Below are 16,603 nucleotides of genomic sequence, written 5' to 3'. Positions count from 1 at the left end.
ACATATGGTTGCCGTCTTGCGGCTTTACACGTTTGAGGCGCTGGCCAAGCGAGACAAGCCATTGTAAAACCGCGCTCCGATCCCGGTGAACGAGACAGGTATGGCTCAAACTCAATCAGCAAATATCGGCACGTGGTATATCGATCCCGATGCAGAAGACAAGATGGCCGATGGTCATGCGCCGATCTGGCGGCACCTTATCGACCTTATCGTCGAGAAGGACCTTACCGCCAAGAGCGTGCTTGATTTCGGTTGCAATCAAGGCGGCCTTCTGAGGCATCTCTATGCCATCCGGCCCTTTCACAAAGCTCTTGGCGTCGATATCGCCGACACGTCCGTCGCCAAGGCCGAGGCCCTGAAAGGCAGCCTGCCGGTCCAGCATCAGGCGACCAGCAGTCTTGCAGGTTGGGCGGATCAATTCGATGTCGCGATCAGTCACGAAGTAATTTACCTCATTCCCGATATCGATGCTCATGCCGCGGACATCTGGCAGGCGCTGAAGCGTGGCGGCGTCTATTATGCGGTAACCGGCTGTCATACGGACAATCCGCTATGGCCGAAATGGCGCGAGCTTGTGGCGAAGCGGACCAATACGATCGTACAGGAACGCTCGATCACGGATTACGGGCGCGCCTTCGAGAAGGCGGGTTTCGAGGTTTCGGCGCGCAAGCTCGAATTCAACGGTTTCATACCCTTTGTGGCCGATGGTTGGACCCCGAATTTCGCCGACGCGCTGGAATATTATACGCAGACCAAGATCGTCTTCCGATTGGTCAAACCATAGGCCGCTGCAACCTGGCAAGCTCGACGTCAAAGTGCGGCGGGCTGTCGGCGGCGACTTGAACGAAACGGCCTCTCACGCGAAAAATATCCTGGATCAACCCGCTGCCGGCCAGGTCTTCCGGCAAGCCGTCAAATCGAAGCCTGCCCTTCTCCAACAATGAAATGCGGTCGCTAACGGCGATCGCCTGGTTGATGTCGTGGATTGCCATGACGATGGTGACGCCTTTTTCGCGGCTGAGGCGGTGGATAAGGTCAAGGACTTCCACCTGGTAGCCGATATCGAGGAAGGATGTCGGTTCATCGAGGAGAAGAATGGCTGCTTCCTGCGCCAAAGCGGCCGATATCCAGGCCCGCTGGCGCTCGCCGCCCGAAAGCTCGTTGAGGCTGCGGTCGGCGAGACTGCTCAATCCAGTGCTTTCCAGCGCCCATTCGATGGCCTTTTCGTCCGTGCTGTCGTAGGAGCGGTATAATCCCACATGCGGATAGCGCCCTTGCCGGACGAGCTGGGCCACGGTCATTTCGTCCGGCGCTGCCGGCTGTTGCGGCAGGAATGCGAGCTTCTTGGCAAGCGCTCGCCGTGACAAGGTTGCGACCGGCGTTTCGCCAAGGAGCACCCTGCCCTCGACGGGTCGGATCAATCCGGCCAAAGCATGAAGGGCAGTGCTTTTGCCCGAGCCGTTAGGACCAATGAGCGCGCGTATCTCTCCCTGCTCCAGCGAAAGGCCGAACTGGTTGAGCGCCGTGCGCTCCCCGTAGGCAACCGACACGTTGGAACAGGAGAGTGGCATGAGCGGTCTCACGTGGTTTTGCGCAACAATGCTAGAAGTAGGGGGACGCCGAAAATGGCGGTCACAATCCCGATGGGAATTTCCTCGGCCTGTCCGAGCAAACGCCCGATCAGATCGCCAAGCGTGACGACAATGGCGCCGAGGCCTATCATTAGCGCCAGCGACAGCACGAAGTTTCGGCCGGCAATGAATTTTGCCATATGAGGCACTATCAGGCCAACGAAGACAAGCGGCCCGACCGCTCCGACGGCGCTTGAAGCGAGCATGCAGGCAACGACGAGAACGATGGAAAACTGGCGGCGATAGGCAAGCCCGAACGATTGCGCCACCGTTGCATCGAAATGCAGGAGGCGCAGCGGCCGATAGATGACTGGAAGCATTAACAGGCCGGCAATCGTAAAGGGCAGCAGGAAGAGCGCATGGTCCCAGGTTCGGGCATAAAGGCTTCCGGACAACCATTCCAGAATGATCTCGATGCGTGCCGAGCCCCATCCTGCAATAAGGCCGATGGCTATCGCATGCAGCACTGCGCCGACCGCCACGCCGCAGAGCGTGATCCGCATGGCGCTGAGACCGAGGCGAAACGCCAGCAGGTAGATGATGCCGCCCGCAAGCAGTCCCCCGGCGAGCCCCGCCGCCGGAAGCCAAGCGACCGGCAACTCTGCGAGCGTGTTCGACCCCGGTTGGAAGATATAGACGGTGAACATCAGGAAAGTCGTTACCGACAGCGTAGCCCCTTGCGAGATCCCCATGAGCGATGGGTCCGCAAGCGGGTTGCGTGTGATTACCTGTAGAAGGAACCCAGCCAATGCAAAATGAATTCCTGCCAATACGCCGGTTACGATGCGCGGAAGCCTGATATCGAGGATGATCGCCCGGGCCTCATCGGATCCGTTGCCCTTCAGGACAGCCAGGATGTCGTTGCGGGAAATATCGGCGACGCCCAGCAACGCCGCTGCGAGGATCGAAGCTGCGGTAACGGCGACCAGAGCGAAAACGATCCAGCCGGCGTTCGAGCCCGCTCGCGTTGAGGCAACTGCACTCATCGCTCAGCGCCCGAAAGATTGAGCCGGCCGCGCTGGACAAGGTAGATGAAGATAGGGCCGCCGATCAGCGCCGTGATTATCCCGACCGGCAATTCCCGCGGGACGGCGATGCTGCGTCCAACAACATCGGCAAAGGTGACGATGAGCGCACCGATGACCGCGCTCAACCCGATGTCCCAGCCAGTCCCGCCTGGTCTGAGAAGGCGCGCAATGTGGGGTGCTGCAAGGCCGACAAAGGCAACTGGACCGGCGATCGGCGCGATACCCGCGACCGGGATAATCGCCAGAATGAGAATGACCGGCTTCCACAGCCCAAGCTGCAGGCCCATTCCGGCAGCGGCATGGTCGCTCAGCATGAACATTCCGATTACACGACGAAAAACGAGCGCCCCGACGACACCTGTTACCGTCCAGGGAAGCATATGCATGAGATGTGTCCAAGTCCTTCCCTGAAAACCGCCCGATAGCCAGAACAGCAGTGACGCGGCCTGCGGCCCCGTCTGCAACAGGACATATGTAATTATCGCGCCGAGAAACAGGGAAACGCTGACACCGCCAAGTGCCAGTTGCAGCGGACGCCCCTGCCCGCCGCGTGAAACCCAGAACGTCACGGAAGAAGCCGCGAGCCCGCCCAGCAGCCCGATGACCGGGTAATAAACCGGGGAGAGCCACGGCACGAACACAAAGCAACAAACGATCGGCGCAACGGCTCCGGCCGTCGCGCCGGTAATGCCGGGATCGGCCAGCGGATTGCGCGTCAGCGTTTGCAAGAGGTAGCCTGAAACGGCGAGCCCCGCACCGCCTGCGGCAGCGGTCAGGCTCCGCGGCAGCCGCAGCGTCCACACAAGGATTGAATCGATCTTGCCATCGGGCGCGACAAGAACATGGAAAATGGTCGCGACCGATAGTGTTTTTGCGCCAACCAGCAAACCGACGGCGATCGTCGCCAGGCAGGCCAGCACGATAAGCCCAATGAGCAGGAATGATCGGCTTGGGCTCATTCGTCGAACTGGCCGTCAGTCCTGAACGGTCGCGGGAATGATCTTTGCCGCTTCCGCACGGACATCGACGGCGGGGAAGGTGTCCGGATAGAGATAGTGCGCCGCTTCCCTCAGAACGATCTCGCGGGCGATCGGACCATTTGTTTCGACCCACTGATCACCGACATAGAAGACCCGGTTGTTCTTCACGGCTGAGAGCTGCGACCAGATCGGATTGCTTTCGTGGGGGCGGTCCGGCCCGGAATCGTAGACGAAGATGACCTCCGGATCTTTCTCCAGCATGGTCTCGAGACTGAGATCGATACCGAACTCGCCGCCCGGCGACTTCGGACCAGCGATATTGTCGCCCCCTATAGCCGCCACGATGGAGGCGGATGTGTTTTCGGTATGGAACGCAAACGGCGTTGCTCCACCCCACATGATCATGAAACGCGGGTGGACATCCTTCGGTGCCTTGGCTGCAAAGTTGGCAAGGTTCTTGCGGAAGTCGGCATTCAGCTTCTCACCCCGCTCGGGCTGGCCGAGCAGCTTCGAAATCTCGGCAACTTCCTTATAGCTTTCGTCGAGCAACTCCATGTTGTAAGCCACATAGGGTGCGATGCCCTGCAACTGCGCAGCGTTGCCGACGGTATAGCGGCGGATTGCGATGATGAGGTCGGGCTTTGCTTCGGAAAGTAGTTCAAGGTTTGGTTTGGCCCGCTGTCCGATCCGCTTCATCTGCGAGGTCAGGCCAAGCAAGAAATCCGGCTCACGGCCCGCTGTCATATATGTGCTTGCGATCGGCTTGACGCCGAGGGCTAGCGCGATGTCATCGGCGAAGTAGGATATCGAGGCGATGCGCTTCGGTTGTGCAGGAACTTCGACCGTGACGCCGCGATCATCGACAATCGACACCTTGCCCGGATCGGCAGCGAAAGCGCTGCCTGAAGCCAATAATGCCACGATACCGAGCGCGCGCGCACGCTTGAATAAGATCCCTGCCACGAAAGCCTCCTTGCTGGTTTGAATTTTTCATAAACCGCAAAGAGGAGTTTCACAATCATATTTAAGTCTAATGGCGGCGGAACACCCTTTCCTGCCATCAGTCGCTCGCGTCAATAGCGAGGTTTCATTGCATCCCGTATTCACTTTGCTTTTGAACGCCGGCTTGTGACAAGCGTGCGATCGCAGCGCCATTGGCATCGAAAATGTGGACGTCTTGCGGTCGCGCGGTAAAGCGGATCTTGTCCGTCCTGGCGTAGGTGCCGGTGCCGTCTACCTTGGTGAGATATTTTCGATCAGAGCCCGGCATATCGACATAAAGAATTTGTACTTCGCCGAGGTGTTCGACAAAATCGATGGTACCGGTAAACACGGGGCCATTCGTTTTTGCATCCGCGATCTGTGTATTCTCGGGTCGAATACCGATGCTGAGCCGATCCCCAGCAGAAACGCCAGCGGGCAGCACACCAAGATCGAGAGCGACCCCGCAATCCAGCTTGCATTTCGCGGAGCCCGACAAGTCTTTTTCGAGTTTTCCCTCCAATATGTTCATCGAAGGCGACCCGATGAACTGCGCAACGAAAAGATTGGCTGGATTTTTGTAGAGCTCGATCGGCGTTCCAACCTGCTCGATGTTTCCGTCTTTGAAGACGACGATGCGGTCGGCCAAAGTCATGGCCTCGACTTGGTCATGTGTCACGTAGATCATGGTGACGTCCGGCATGCTCTGCTTCAGCTTCGCAATCTCGATCCGGGTCGCCACGCGCAGCGCCGCATCGAGATTGGACAATGGTTCATCGAAGAGAAACACGCGCGGATCGCGTACGATGGCGCGGCCGATGGCTACACGCTGCCTCTGTCCGCCGGAAAGAGCCTTCGGCAGCCGCTGCAGATAACTGTCGAGCTGGAGGATGTTCGCCGCATTGCGCACACGTTTATCGATTTCGGCTTTGGGCAGGCCGGCTATGCGCAGACCGAAGGCCATATTCTCGAAGACAGTCATGTGCGGGTATAGGGCGTAGGACTGGAACACCATTGAAATGCCGCGCTTGGACGGCGCCACATTGTTGATCCGCTCGCCATCAATGATGAGGTCGCCGGAGGTAATCGTTTCCAACCCGGCAATCGAGCGAAGCAGTGTCGATTTTCCACAGCCCGAAGGGCCCACAAAAACGATGAACTCACCGGATTTGATGTCGAGATCGATGCCGTGAAGGACCTCCAGATTGGAGTATGACTTACGTATGTTTCTCAGCGACAAGTCAGCCATCGTTCCGTTCCTTATATTTGCTTCCCATCACTCAGGGAGCAAGATTGGCCAGGAATCGCGTGATCCGATCCGGCTTCTGATTGAGAATTTCCACGTCATTCTTGCGGCGAATGGCGCTCCTGACGATCTTCGCACCGACATAGCGCAACGGTTCGGGCGGGAGCTTCGTCCGGCGACCGATGCCGACCAGCCCGCATCTGCTCCACTTGTCGTCGCGTCCCAAAACGAGACTTGCCATGATGCGGCCGGCAACGGGCGTCTGAGCAATCCCGGTGCCGTTGAAACCGACAGCGTAGAAGATGTTCCGATGCTCTTTCAGATGATCGAAAACCGGCAGATGCTGGGCAGTGCAGTCGATTGGTCCGCTCCAATCATATTGTACCTCAACTTCTTTAAGCTGCGGATAGACGCGGTGCAGCTCGCGGATATTGTCCAAACCCTTGTCTCCGCTCCGGTTGAAGGTGGAGCCGATGCGGTCCTGATACGCAATGCCGCCGGTTCCCCGGCCGAAAATCACACGGCCTGAAGGGGTGCGCTGGTAGTAGAGCACGTGGTGTTGGGCATCGCAGATCGATGCGCCGTCGACCCAACCGATCTCATCCAGAATGTCGGCAGCAGGCGCGGTGGCGATGAGCTGACTGCTGACTACATAAAGATAGTGGTGCAGTTCCGGAATCGCCGAAAGCCATGCGTTGGCTGCGAGGACGATCTTCTTGGCAGACAACGTACCCTGGGCCGTGCGCAATTGCGGTTGTGCCCCAGGTACGATCTCCAGAACCGGACTCTGTTCGTGAATAATGACGCCTTTCGAGATTGCAAGCTGGCGCAAACCCAGCGCCAGCTTTGCCGGCTGGACCGTCCCTGCCCGGTCTTCCACGATGCCAAGGTAGGACGCGGAAGAACCGGTCCGCTTCAGCATGTCGGCCCGGTCAAGGGTCCGAAATCGCTTCTCGCCTAACGCTCGGGTGAGCTCATAGGCCTTCGACCACGCCCCTTCCTGGGCGGCGGAACTTGCCGTCCACAACCAGCCGTCCAGTCGCAAATCCATGTCGATCGTGCCGGAATCCTGGAGGGTCTTGAGTTCATCGATGGCGTCGGCAGTAGCGCGGCACAACATGAGCGCGTCTTCAGTACCCACGAGTTCCCGTAGCATGTCGATCTCGGCGAACCAGGTGTGGACTTGTCCCCCATTCCTGCCCGAAGCGCCCGACCCGCAAAAATCAGCTTCGAGGATTGTAACGCGCGTCTCGGGCGCATGCTCCTTTATCCGCAGCGCGGTCCACAGGCCGGCGTAACCACCGCCGACGATCGCAATATCGCACGTCTCGCTTCCCTTGAGCGGTGTTGTAGCGGCATCGGCGGCAATGCTCTGCAGCCAAAAGGACCGGTCTTCTCTTGGGGCCGCAACCGGCGGTCTCATTTTGATGCTGCTCATGCTCAAGCCCTTTGTGCCGTACGGATGACGCTGTCGTATTTGTCGAGAAGCCATTGCGGTATAGGCAGGATCGCCTGCAGAAACCCGCCAAGATGCGTACAGGTTTCCGCAGCCCGCACGGCCGAACGATTGAGCGCGGTTTCCTCCGAGCAGCCTTCTAGAAAGCGGCTAACGATGAATGTTGCGATGAAGCTGTCGCCGGCGCCGCAGGTATCAACGACAGCTACCGGGACGGAATCCGCGAAGAACAGAGCGCTGCCATTATCGTAGAAGGAGCCGCGCTTGCCGCATGTGACCACGACTTCGCGGGCCCCTGCTCGCTTGAACTTTTCGATGAGCGGCTTGACCGGTTCGTCCGGATCGTCTGGACCTGACGCAAAAACCAGCGGTACATTATCCAGCGGCAAATCGAAGTGTCGTGTCGACACGTCGACGCTGAACTTTACGCCATCCGCTACAAGCCGGCGCACCAGCTCTTCGCTCGCATTTGTGCCGAGATGGACCCAGTCGGCCCGCAGCATCGCATCATAATGTTCGCCTTTCGGAATATAGCCTGCCCCGACGCCGAGGGACTCGAGCAGGAAGCGCCGCTCGCCGGCATCGTCGGCAAGGAGGGTTACCGCGGAACTCCCTGTCAGCAATTCCACGTCACCCGGAGCGAGGCCGACACGCTCGATCTCGTCGAGCATGATCCCGGCTTCTTCATCATGGCCGAGGGCGCCGAAATAGCGCGCATTGTGGCCGTGTCGTTGCCATTGAACCGCGACATTGAGCGCATTTCCTCCTACCGTGACGAAGCCTTTGGTCAGGTAGGCATCAAGGCAATTGTCGCCGACAGCAATCAGCGTTGGACTGGCGTTCTGCATCATTGCTCCGCACGGTCAAGAAGAGGAGCAATCGCGGTCAGACAGCGTTGCCAGGCCGCGACGGGATCGAGCGCATAAGATCCATTGCCGAAGGGTTCGAAGGTAAGGGTCCCCGTAAAGGAACTCGCATCGAGTTCGGCGAGATAGTCGTGCAATGGCAGGTTGCCATCGCCCCAGACCAGGTGGCCGGCCGGCGTCCCGTCAACGATATGAACATGGGAAAGGCGCTCGCCAAACTTATCGACATAGGCGCCGACGCTGTCCTTCGCCGTTGCCATTGCCACAAGATCGAGAACGACGTCGACATTATCTGCGTCGAGCTCGCGCCAGAAGGCAAAGAGCTCATCCGCGTTGTTGACGATATTGCTCTCGGTTCGTTGCAGCGGTTCCAGAAGACAGGCAACCCCGTTGCTCCTGGCGTGCCGGGCAATCGTGTTGACTGACTCGATCGAACGAGCCCATGCGCGCTCGCGGCTTTCACTTTCGAACCCGCGGCCCGGTGTCAGAAACAGGTATTTCGCACCAAGTTCAGCACAAATATCGGCAGCGTGGAGAAAGCGCTCCACGCTCTTTGCGCGATAGGTGTCGTCGCCCGATGCGATGTTTATGGGATAGAGCACCTGTTCCGGCGTGAAGCAGTGAACCGACAACTGATTGTCGACCAGGACGGCCTTCACTTCCCTCAGGCGCGAATTGCTATCGTTGAAGAGGTCGAGGTGGGGAGCAATTCCCCAAAGCTCCATGCGGCTGAATCCCATCCGGCGCAGCTGCTCCGCGACCCACCGGAACGGGTGGTGCTGAAAGGAGAAATTCGCTCCGATGAGTTGTTCACGTCTCAACATTTCCAGCTCCCCTTACTTGCCGATGCCTTCGGCAAGGCCTCGGATGAAGAAGCGCTGCGCGGCGAAGAAAACAATGACGATGGGAAGTGCCGATAATGTCATCGCAGCGAAGACGATGGCGTAATTGGTTCCGTGTTTCGCCATGATCGATGTCAGGCCGACAGGCAGTGTCTGCAAGTCTGCGCCGCTCGTGAAAATCATCGCGAAGAGATATTCATTCCAGGCGAAAAGCACATGCAGGATGACACAGGATACAAGTATCGGCTTGCACAGCGGCAGGATCACCTTCCAGAAGATCTGTCCCTCAGTCGCGCCATCCATGATGGCTGCTTCATCGAGATCGCGTGGCAGTCCGAGCATGTAGGCGCGAATGAGAAAGGTCGTGAACGGGATGCGGAAGGCTGTATAGAGAATGATCAGCGCCCAATAGGTATTGTAGAGGCCGAGATCCTGCATCATGCGCACCAGCGGGATTACCGCGACAGTCGGGCTGAGCATGAGACCGCCAAGCACGATGCCTACGAAATAAGGCTTCCCTGGCAAGCTTGACCGCGTCAGGCCGTATGCGGTCCACGCGCTTACGAGAACGGTGCAGATGGCGGAACCAAGCGTCACGATTATGCTCGTCGCAATGTAATTGCGGATGCCCTGGTTCCAGGCAGAAATATAGTTTCCGATCGTAAAGCTGGTCGGAAGCGCAAACGGATTGCCGAAGATCTCCGAGTTGCTCTTGAAGCCGTTCAGGGCCATCCAGATCAATGGATAGATGACGATGACACCGAGGCTGACAAGAAAGGTAACGAGGCAGACCTTTGCCAGCGCCGACACGAAATCAACCGGTTCCCTCTCACGGGATTGAAGGGTAACGCTCACAGATGCACCCTCCGCTTCCTAGTGTACCAGAGTTGGGCGAAGCCGGTCAGCAAGGTGATGACGAAGATCACGGTTGCCACGGCGGCGCCATAGCCAAAGTCGTTTTCGATGAAGCCCTGTTGATAGAGCCAGGTTCCAAGCACTTGGCTGGAATTGTTCGGACCGCCGGCCGTCATGACCATGACCTCGTTGAAAACCTGGAAGGCGCCGGTGATCGTGACAATGACCATCAGGCCCGTCATTTCGCGTGTCAGAGGCATGGTGATGTTCCACAGCCGCCGCCAGGTGCCAGCCCCGTCCATGATCGCTGCATCGTAGAGTTCGCGCGGTATCTTCTGGATCGCAATGCCGAACAGCAGCGTCGAATAGCCGAAACCCTGCCATTGGCTCATGGCTATGATCGCATAGATCGCCGTGTGCTCTTCGCCGAGCCACGCCCGCGACCAATTCCCGAGGCCAATCTGTGTGAGAAAGGAGTCAAGCAAACCGATGTCCGGCTGGTAGATGAAGTAGAACAGCAGGCCGGTCACTGTGATCGAAATCGCCGAGGGGATGAAATAGACGGCGCGCCAGAACCTGCGCCATCTTTCGTTGTCGAGACCCTCGATGAGCGCAGCGAGCACGAATGCGCCAAATACCTGAAAAACAATCGAGATGACCGCATAAAGCGTGTTGTTGAGGATCGCGGTCCAGACGATCGGATCGCTCTGGAGCCGGCGATAGTTGTCGAGGCCGACAAAGGCGGTTTCGCCGGTGAAAATATCCTGGTTCTTCGTGCTGACTATGAAGTTGTCGATGATTGGATAATAGACGAACCAAAGGATCAGAACGAATGCGACCAGCACCCAGCGGAACGACAGCAAGCCGGACAAGGGGCTGGCCCGATCATTCCCGGCTTTGCTCCGCAGGGTGAAGCCGATCGCGGCGGCTTCACCCTTATAGTCATGCTTCACGACAGTCATTGTCTGAGAGCTTTCTTACTTTGAAGAAGCCGCAGCTTTCTTCACCTGTTCCATGACCTGCTCGGGAGTCTGCGAGCCGCCGATGAGTGCCTGCAGGCCCGAAAGCCAGGCAGCCGCCACGCGCGGTGGGTTGGCCGTATCGAGCCAGGGCATGAGATAGGAAGAGTCCGCGATAACCTTCAGGCCGCCGACGACCGCTGGATTCATCGTATCGGCGGAATATCCTCCGACTGTCGCACTGGGCTGGCCATAAGGCGGAGCGGACAGAACCTTGCCATTATCTGCAGAAGTGACGAACTTCATGAAGTCGATGGCAAGCGGAATGTTCTTCGAAGCGGCATTGATCATGTAACCTTCCGGCGCGCCTTCGATCGACTTCACGTCGCCCTTTGCGTCCTTCGGTGCCGGCAGTTTGAAGTAGCCGAAATCGTCCCGCTTCAAGGCGCCGTCGGCAGTGCTCTGATCGAACTCGATGATTTCCTGATAATACATGGCCGACTTGGCATTGGAGAACTGCTGCAGCGCCGATGCATAGGACGAGCCATTCGTCCCGGAACCATCCGAACATTCATCAATCAACTGCTTGAACTGGGTCAGGCTCAGCACATAGCCCGGATCGGAGTAGTCGGCCGTGGCTGGCGTGAAATCCTTCTCGAGCGTCGCCTGCGGCACGTTATAGGAGAGCAGTTGCCCGGCATAATGAACCGCCGGCCAGCCTTCCTTGTTGCCGAAGGAGATCGGTGTAACGCCCGACTTGCGCAGCGCCGCGCAGGCGCTCAGCAATTCATCGAACGTCTTGGGTTCGGAAACGCCGGCTTTTTCGAACAGCGGCTTGCTGTAGCCCATGAACTTGGCATCGAGATAGAGCGGGATGCCATAGAGCTTGCCATTGTACTGGAAGGCGCTGACTGCGGCGCCGGCAAGTTGCTTGCCCCAGGCGGTATCGGGACCGATCACCTTGCTCAGATCGACAGCGCGATTGCCGCGGACGAAGTTTTCGCCCCAGCTGCCGGTCCAGGAGAAATAGATATCAGGCAAGGAATTGGACGCAACAAGAGCCTTTGTCTTGCCCTTCACGCTGTCATCGCTCTCCTGGATGAGCTCGACTTTGACGCCGGGATGAAGCTTTTCGTATTCCTTGGCGGCATCGACGAAAAACGGAGAAAGCTGCTGCAGGCCGAACTTGGTGAGAATGCTGAGCGTGCCCGAATATTCAACTTTTGCATCCGGATCCGCTACGACCGGGTCTTTTGCCAGCGCGACATTTGCGCTGCCGGCAATCAATCCGGCCGCCATGAAAGAAGCGAGACTCGTCGTGCTTAAAAACGTGGTGCTTTTCATTTCGCAGTTCCTCTCTTTTTTGATCTTTCGTTTCTGTGAATGAATCAATCCCGATCCGACATGATCGGATCGGGACAATCTCAGTATTCGACGCGCTTGTAGTAGCGGCGCGTTGTCAGCGGATGGTCGCGCAAAACTTCGAGATGGGCGCTCAGACGCTCCAGCATGGTGGCGAGGATAATCGGAGAGATCAGCTTGCGCGTATTCTCGGAAATTCCCGGCAGCTTGACAGCGGCTGCGTCCAGAACCCGAACCTTGTCGGTATAGCGTTTTGCGAAGTTTTCGACGCGATCGGTCAGTGGGCGGCAGGCATCCTCACCCTTGAAGATGAACAGGCTGACACCGGGCTCGACCAATTCGAGCGTGCCGTGGAAGAAATCGGACGCATGAACCGGACGTGTGCGGATCCACTGCATTTCCTCAAGAATGCACATCCCGTAATAATGCGCTTCCGGCCAGACCGAACCTGCGCCGGTGAAGATGTGATAGGTCTCGTCCTTGATTTCCTGGGCGAGCGCGGCAGCGCCAGCCTCGTAATCTTCCTTCACCGATACGAGCAATTCCGGCAGCTTCTTAAGCTCTGCCACAGTCGCATCGAAGTCCGCAAATTCACCACGCTCAGCCAGCAGGGCAAGAACGATCAGGAGAGTTTGCAGGTAGAACGATTCCGAGGATGTATCGTCTTCGGCGAAGTTGGTGAAATTGTAGTCCGCATCGAGGCCCAAAGGCGTGTTCTTATGCCCGGTGAGGGAAAGCGTCTTGACGCCCCGCTCCTTCAGGAAAGCCATAAGCTGGACGCTTTCCTTGGTTGTTCCCGATAGCGACGGAAGAATGACGAGCGCCCGTTCATCAAGGCCAGCCGGCGCTTCGAGAACGACCTGCGCCGGAAATGCCGCCGAGACCGGGAAAACAGTTCCGTTCCGGGCAAGCTCGATCGCCGGCTGCGTCAGAAACTGCACGCCGCCCGTGCCCATGAAGAAAATCCGTTCGAGGCCATCGTCGAGCAGCTTGCGCACCAGGGCGCGCACGTCATCGGCGATTGCGACTGCGCCACTTTGTATCTTCACAAAGCGATCTTTATCGAAGTTGAGCATTAGAACCTTTCCCGTTTGCGCATATCAACACCGCTGGAGAGCGAGGTACCGTCTTGCGCGAATGTTCGTTAAGACAATGTGAGATCGATCTCACACATATTTAGCGCACAAGAATTTCACGCTGACAAGGGGGTTGGAGTATTTTTTTGCTGAGATGCGCGGTGTGGCTCAAACGTCCTGTCGACGGCTCACCGAACCTCTGACCAACAGCTTGGTTTCAAAGCGAATTTGTCTTGTCTGGCGGTTAGGTCCCGAGAGCCGTTCAAAAAGGAGCCGGGCCGCAGCAAGGCCGATTTCCGACACCGGCTGTGCAACGACTGTGATCTGCGGATCGGTAAATGTCGCCAGGTTGAAGTCGTCGAATCCGATGAGCGACACGTCATGCGGGATCGAGATTCCCATCGAACGAAAGGCCAACAGCGCGCCTTGGGTCATCAAACTGTCGACGGTGAAGAGTGCGGTCGGTGGCGATTTCTGGCTGAACAGTCGAATGGTCGCATCGATCGCGTGTTCGACGGTCGATTGGGATACGGAAATCATCCTGTCGTCCGGGTTTATGCCCGCGGCAACAAGCGCGCTTTGATAGCCGCTCAAGCGTGCCCGCGACGTGAAGATGCGCGTATCGTCCTGTAGAAGGCCGATACGTCGGTGGCCCATGGCGATCAGGTATTCGATGGCCTTGCGCGCTCCGCCTTCATTATCGACGACGACACTGTCGCAATCGATACCTTGCACGACACGGTCGATCAGCACCAGCGGGACGTTTTCCTCGATCAGGCGCTTAAGATGGATGTTGTTCTCGTCCGATGTCGGCGCGACGATGAAGCCGCGTATGCTCAGGGACTGCAGGCTCGCCAGCAAGGAGACTTCCTGTTCCAGTTGTTCTTCGCTGCTGCCGATAATGAGATTGTACCGGCTTTGGCGCGCCAAAGCCTCGATATCATGCGCGATCCGGGCGAAAAATGGATTCTGAATGTCACCGAGAATGCAGCCGATGATTGGCAATTGGCCGTTGCGCAGGGCCTGTGCCAGGCGATTGCCCCTGTAACCGAGCTTTTCCGCCGCTTCCTGGACGCGCTGCGCGGTCTCGTCGCCAACGTAACCATAGCTGTTGAGCGCACGGGCAGCCGTCGCACGGGAGACGTTCGCAAAAGCTGCCACATCCTTCAACGTCGCTGGTTTCTGAGCCATTTGAACCTTCTCGAAGCACGAATAGTGCGCCGCTTTCGCCCCTTTTATCCTCGGGATGCCGGTTAGCATAGGCGGGGCGCGATAGAATTCGGCATCGAAGGGAGAGCGAGTCTCCGCTTCATGCAACCAGAAATAAATTATGCTGTGAAATGTCTGCTTTTTGCGGCGGGGACGGTTTTGCCCGGGTGCTGCCTGAGCCCAAGGTTCCGTCTTGCGTGCGGCTACTATTCAGGACAATACGGAATGCGGCAGGACAAACGGCGTGCCCGGCGCCGGAAATGCGCCGACCTTCAGCGCACAATCATAGACCCGTAAGATGCGCTCGTCCGTGAGCACCTCGGCCGGCGTGCCGACGCAATCGGTATGACCGCGATTCATGATAACAACCTTGTCGCCGTACATCGCGGTGAGATTGAGATCATGCAGGATCGCAACGACCCCTCCCCCGCGTTCAGCAAAGTCGCGCGCGATCCGCATGATGATCAACTGATGCTTGATGTCCAGGCTCGAGACCGGCTCATCGAGGAAAAGAAAACGCGGCTGTCCGTCAAGCACGGGTTGCCAGACCTGACAGAGAACGCGGGCAAGTTGCACGCGCTGTTGCTCGCCGCCTGAAAGCTCCTGGTAGAACCGGCCGCCGAAGTCGGCAAGGTCTACAAGGTCCAGCGCAAGATCCGGCAGATCCCTTGCCGACCCCGCATCGGTACGACCGGCGATCACTCCCAGCTTGACGATTTCCCGGACGGTGAACGGAAATGAGAGCGAGGTGGCTTGCGGCAGGATCGCTCGCGCAGCCGCCATCTGCCAGGGTTTCATCCTGTCGATCGGTGTACCGTTGAGGCTGATGCGGCCCGTAAATGGCAGGTCGCCCGCCATTGCCCGAAGCAAAGTCGTCTTGCCCGATCCGTTCGGCCCCACGACGACGGTGAATTTTCCGGCTTCAGCCGTGAAAGTAGCGCCGTCGATGATCTTTTTGCGGCCAAGGAAGACAGTTACGTCGCTCACGTCAATGCAATGGGAATTCGCCATTGTACGGGTCCTAGAGATCGAGGATGCCGCGTCTGCGCAGCAATATCCAGAGGAAGAACGGTGCTCCAACAGCGGCGGTGACAATGCCTATCGGCAGTTCCGAGGGTGCTACGATCGTCCGGCTCACCGTATCGGCAAGCAGCAGCATGCATGCGCCGAGCAGCGCCGCGGCTGGCAGGAGGTAGCGGTGATCCGGGCCGATAACGATGCGCAGGAGATGCGGTACGACAATCCCCACAAAGCCGATGCCGCCGCTGACTGCAACGGATGCGCCGGTCGCCGCAGCGACTGTAACGATGGCAATATACTTCAGCCTTTGCACCGGAATGCCGAGGTGGCCGGCGGATGCTTCACCGAGGGCGAGCCCGTTCAGGCCTTGCGCGAGGAACGGGGAGGCAAGCAGCGAGGCGATGATGAACGGTCCGGCTGCCGCGATCTTGATCCAACTGGCGCCGGCAAGGGAACCAAGCCCCCAGAAGGTGAGATCACGCAACTGCCTGTCATCGGCGACATAGACCAGTATGCCCATATAGGCGCCGGCCATGGCGCCGAGCGCGATGCCGGCCAGCAGCATCGTCGCAATCGACGTTTGTCCGCGCCGGGTCGCAACCCGGTAAAGAATCGCGGTGAAACTCAAGGCGCCGGCAAACGCCGCAAGGGGCAGGGCGTACCTGCCGAAGAATGCGATCAGGGGCGCGAGCGCCGTGCCGCCAAGCACGATCATGCTCACCGCGCCAAGTCCTGCGCCAGCCGAGACCCCGACGATGCCGGGATCGGCGAGCGGATTGCGGAAGAGGCCCTGCATCACCGCCCCTGACACCGCCAGCGAAGCACCGATCAGTGCGCCAAGGATGACCCGCGGCAATCTGATGTCGTAGACGATGATCCGGTCGCGGAGCGAGACTGCGTCCAGATTTTCCTGCGAAGCGGAGAACAAACCCGAGAGCACGGAAAGAGCGGACGCATCCGATGCGCCGGCCGTAAGGCTGAACGCCATGGAAGCCAGAAGGCAACCACACAGGATGACGATGACTGCCTTTGCCAGATGTGACCGATCGCCATCGGCGAGGTGCCTCGTCGGTGTCTGGCGCCGCCCCATGA

The 16,603-nt window shown here is 58.4% G+C and carries 16 protein-coding genes; 1 reads left to right on the top strand and 15 read right to left on the bottom strand.

The genetic code is table 11. The features are described from left to right. Positions 1-100: 100 nt before the first annotated feature. The gene (locus tag AC1DNI_RS18875) at positions 101-784 is read left to right on the top strand and encodes a class I SAM-dependent methyltransferase (protein WP_477692967.1); all 684 of its coding nucleotides are present in this window, start codon (positions 101-103) and stop codon (positions 782-784) included. Here AC1DNI_RS18875 and AC1DNI_RS18870 read toward each other — a convergent pair. From AC1DNI_RS18870 to AC1DNI_RS18800, 15 genes are all read right to left on the bottom strand, one after another. After that, positions 774-1,571 carry an ABC transporter ATP-binding protein gene (locus tag AC1DNI_RS18870; RefSeq protein WP_477692966.1) on the bottom strand — a complete coding sequence of 266 codons (798 nt, stop codon included), beginning with the start codon at positions 1,569-1,571 and terminating at the stop codon, positions 774-776. The two genes, AC1DNI_RS18875 and AC1DNI_RS18870, sit on opposite strands and share 11 nt — an antisense overlap. Before the next feature lie 8 nt (positions 1,572-1,579). Beyond that, a complete protein-coding gene (locus tag AC1DNI_RS18865) occupies positions 1,580-2,617 on the bottom strand; it encodes a FecCD family ABC transporter permease (RefSeq protein WP_477692965.1) in 1,038 nt (345 codons plus the stop codon). Beyond that, the gene (locus tag AC1DNI_RS18860; RefSeq protein ID WP_477692964.1) at positions 2,614-3,618 is read right to left on the bottom strand and encodes a FecCD family ABC transporter permease; all 1,005 of its coding nucleotides are present in this window, start codon (positions 3,616-3,618) and stop codon (positions 2,614-2,616) included. Before AC1DNI_RS18860 ends, AC1DNI_RS18865 begins: the two co-directional genes overlap by 4 nt. Positions 3,619-3,633: 15 nt before the next feature. After that, positions 3,634-4,602: an ABC transporter substrate-binding protein gene (locus AC1DNI_RS18855; RefSeq protein WP_477692963.1), complete on the bottom strand. Its 969-nt coding sequence runs from the start codon at positions 4,600-4,602 to the stop codon at positions 3,634-3,636. A gap of 124 nt (positions 4,603-4,726) precedes the next feature. Beyond that, positions 4,727-5,869 carry an ABC transporter ATP-binding protein gene (locus tag AC1DNI_RS18850; RefSeq protein WP_477692962.1) on the bottom strand — a complete coding sequence of 381 codons (1,143 nt, stop codon included), beginning with the start codon at positions 5,867-5,869 and terminating at the stop codon, positions 4,727-4,729. Between the two features lie 31 nt (positions 5,870-5,900). Beyond that, a complete protein-coding gene (locus AC1DNI_RS18845; protein WP_477692961.1) occupies positions 5,901-7,304 on the bottom strand; it encodes an NAD(P)/FAD-dependent oxidoreductase in 1,404 nt (467 codons plus the stop codon). 2 nt (positions 7,305-7,306) lie between these two features. Beyond that, complete coding sequence (locus AC1DNI_RS18840; protein WP_477692960.1) at positions 7,307-8,170, bottom strand: PfkB family carbohydrate kinase; 864 nt, start codon at positions 8,168-8,170, stop codon at positions 7,307-7,309. Next, positions 8,170-9,012, bottom strand: a complete 843-nt coding sequence (locus AC1DNI_RS18835) for a sugar phosphate isomerase/epimerase family protein (RefSeq protein ID WP_477692959.1) — start codon at positions 9,010-9,012, stop codon at positions 8,170-8,172. Before AC1DNI_RS18835 ends, AC1DNI_RS18840 begins: the two co-directional genes overlap by 1 nt. A 12-nt stretch (positions 9,013-9,024) precedes the next feature. Then, positions 9,025-9,885, bottom strand: coding sequence for a carbohydrate ABC transporter permease (locus tag AC1DNI_RS18830; RefSeq protein WP_477692958.1), 861 nt, complete (start codon positions 9,883-9,885; stop codon positions 9,025-9,027). Continuing rightward, a complete protein-coding gene (locus AC1DNI_RS18825; RefSeq protein WP_477692957.1) occupies positions 9,882-10,847 on the bottom strand; it encodes a carbohydrate ABC transporter permease in 966 nt (321 codons plus the stop codon). Before AC1DNI_RS18825 ends, AC1DNI_RS18830 begins: the two co-directional genes overlap by 4 nt. A gap of 15 nt (positions 10,848-10,862) precedes the next feature. After that, the gene (locus tag AC1DNI_RS18820) at positions 10,863-12,188 is read right to left on the bottom strand and encodes an ABC transporter substrate-binding protein (RefSeq protein ID WP_153670122.1); all 1,326 of its coding nucleotides are present in this window, start codon (positions 12,186-12,188) and stop codon (positions 10,863-10,865) included. A gap of 80 nt (positions 12,189-12,268) precedes the next feature. Further along, complete coding sequence (locus AC1DNI_RS18815) at positions 12,269-13,282, bottom strand: SIS domain-containing protein (protein ID WP_477692956.1); 1,014 nt, start codon at positions 13,280-13,282, stop codon at positions 12,269-12,271. Between the two features lie 168 nt (positions 13,283-13,450). Then, the gene (locus AC1DNI_RS18810; protein WP_477692955.1) at positions 13,451-14,473 is read right to left on the bottom strand and encodes a LacI family DNA-binding transcriptional regulator; all 1,023 of its coding nucleotides are present in this window, start codon (positions 14,471-14,473) and stop codon (positions 13,451-13,453) included. A 228-nt stretch (positions 14,474-14,701) separates the two neighbouring features. Continuing rightward, positions 14,702-15,502 (bottom strand): heme ABC transporter ATP-binding protein, encoded by an 801-nt coding sequence (locus AC1DNI_RS18805; RefSeq protein WP_477692954.1) that lies wholly within the window; start codon positions 15,500-15,502, stop codon positions 14,702-14,704. Between the two features lie 10 nt (positions 15,503-15,512). Beyond that, a complete protein-coding gene (locus tag AC1DNI_RS18800) occupies positions 15,513-16,601 on the bottom strand; it encodes a FecCD family ABC transporter permease (protein WP_477693086.1) in 1,089 nt (362 codons plus the stop codon). Positions 16,602-16,603 lie beyond the last annotated feature (2 nt).

It is taken from the genome of Phyllobacterium sp. 01N428 (assembly GCF_056399405.1).
This window is presented reverse-complemented; position numbering and strand designations above follow the sequence as displayed.

What these genes read in the sequence shown, in the direction of transcription:
- AC1DNI_RS18875 (WP_477692967.1), top strand. Translation starts at nt 101, where the DNA reads ATGGCTCAAACTCAATCAGCAAATATCGGCACGTGGTATATCGATCCC.
- AC1DNI_RS18870 (WP_477692966.1), bottom strand. Translation starts at nt 1,571, where the DNA reads ATGCCACTCTCCTGTTCCAACGTGTCGGTTGCCTACGGGGAGCGCACG.
- AC1DNI_RS18865 (WP_477692965.1), bottom strand. Translation starts at nt 2,617, where the DNA reads ATGAGTGCAGTTGCCTCAACGCGAGCGGGCTCGAACGCCGGCTGGATC.
- AC1DNI_RS18860 (WP_477692964.1), bottom strand. Translation starts at nt 3,618, where the DNA reads ATGAGCCCAAGCCGATCATTCCTGCTCATTGGGCTTATCGTGCTGGCC.
- AC1DNI_RS18850 (WP_477692962.1), bottom strand. Translation starts at nt 5,869, where the DNA reads ATGGCTGACTTGTCGCTGAGAAACATACGTAAGTCATACTCCAATCTG.
- AC1DNI_RS18845 (WP_477692961.1), bottom strand. Translation starts at nt 7,304, where the DNA reads ATGAGCAGCATCAAAATGAGACCGCCGGTTGCGGCCCCAAGAGAAGAC.
- AC1DNI_RS18840 (WP_477692960.1), bottom strand. Translation starts at nt 8,170, where the DNA reads ATGCAGAACGCCAGTCCAACGCTGATTGCTGTCGGCGACAATTGCCTT.
- AC1DNI_RS18835 (WP_477692959.1), bottom strand. Translation starts at nt 9,012, where the DNA reads ATGTTGAGACGTGAACAACTCATCGGAGCGAATTTCTCCTTTCAGCAC.
- AC1DNI_RS18825 (WP_477692957.1), bottom strand. Translation starts at nt 10,847, where the DNA reads ATGACTGTCGTGAAGCATGACTATAAGGGTGAAGCCGCCGCGATCGGC.
- AC1DNI_RS18820 (WP_153670122.1), bottom strand. Translation starts at nt 12,188, where the DNA reads ATGAAAAGCACCACGTTTTTAAGCACGACGAGTCTCGCTTCTTTCATG.
- AC1DNI_RS18815 (WP_477692956.1), bottom strand. Translation starts at nt 13,282, where the DNA reads ATGCTCAACTTCGATAAAGATCGCTTTGTGAAGATACAAAGTGGCGCA.
- AC1DNI_RS18810 (WP_477692955.1), bottom strand. Translation starts at nt 14,473, where the DNA reads ATGGCTCAGAAACCAGCGACGTTGAAGGATGTGGCAGCTTTTGCGAAC.
- AC1DNI_RS18805 (WP_477692954.1), bottom strand. Translation starts at nt 15,502, where the DNA reads ATGGCGAATTCCCATTGCATTGACGTGAGCGACGTAACTGTCTTCCTT.
- AC1DNI_RS18800 (WP_477693086.1), bottom strand. Translation starts at nt 16,601, where the DNA reads ATGGGGCGGCGCCAGACACCGACGAGGCACCTCGCCGATGGCGATCGG.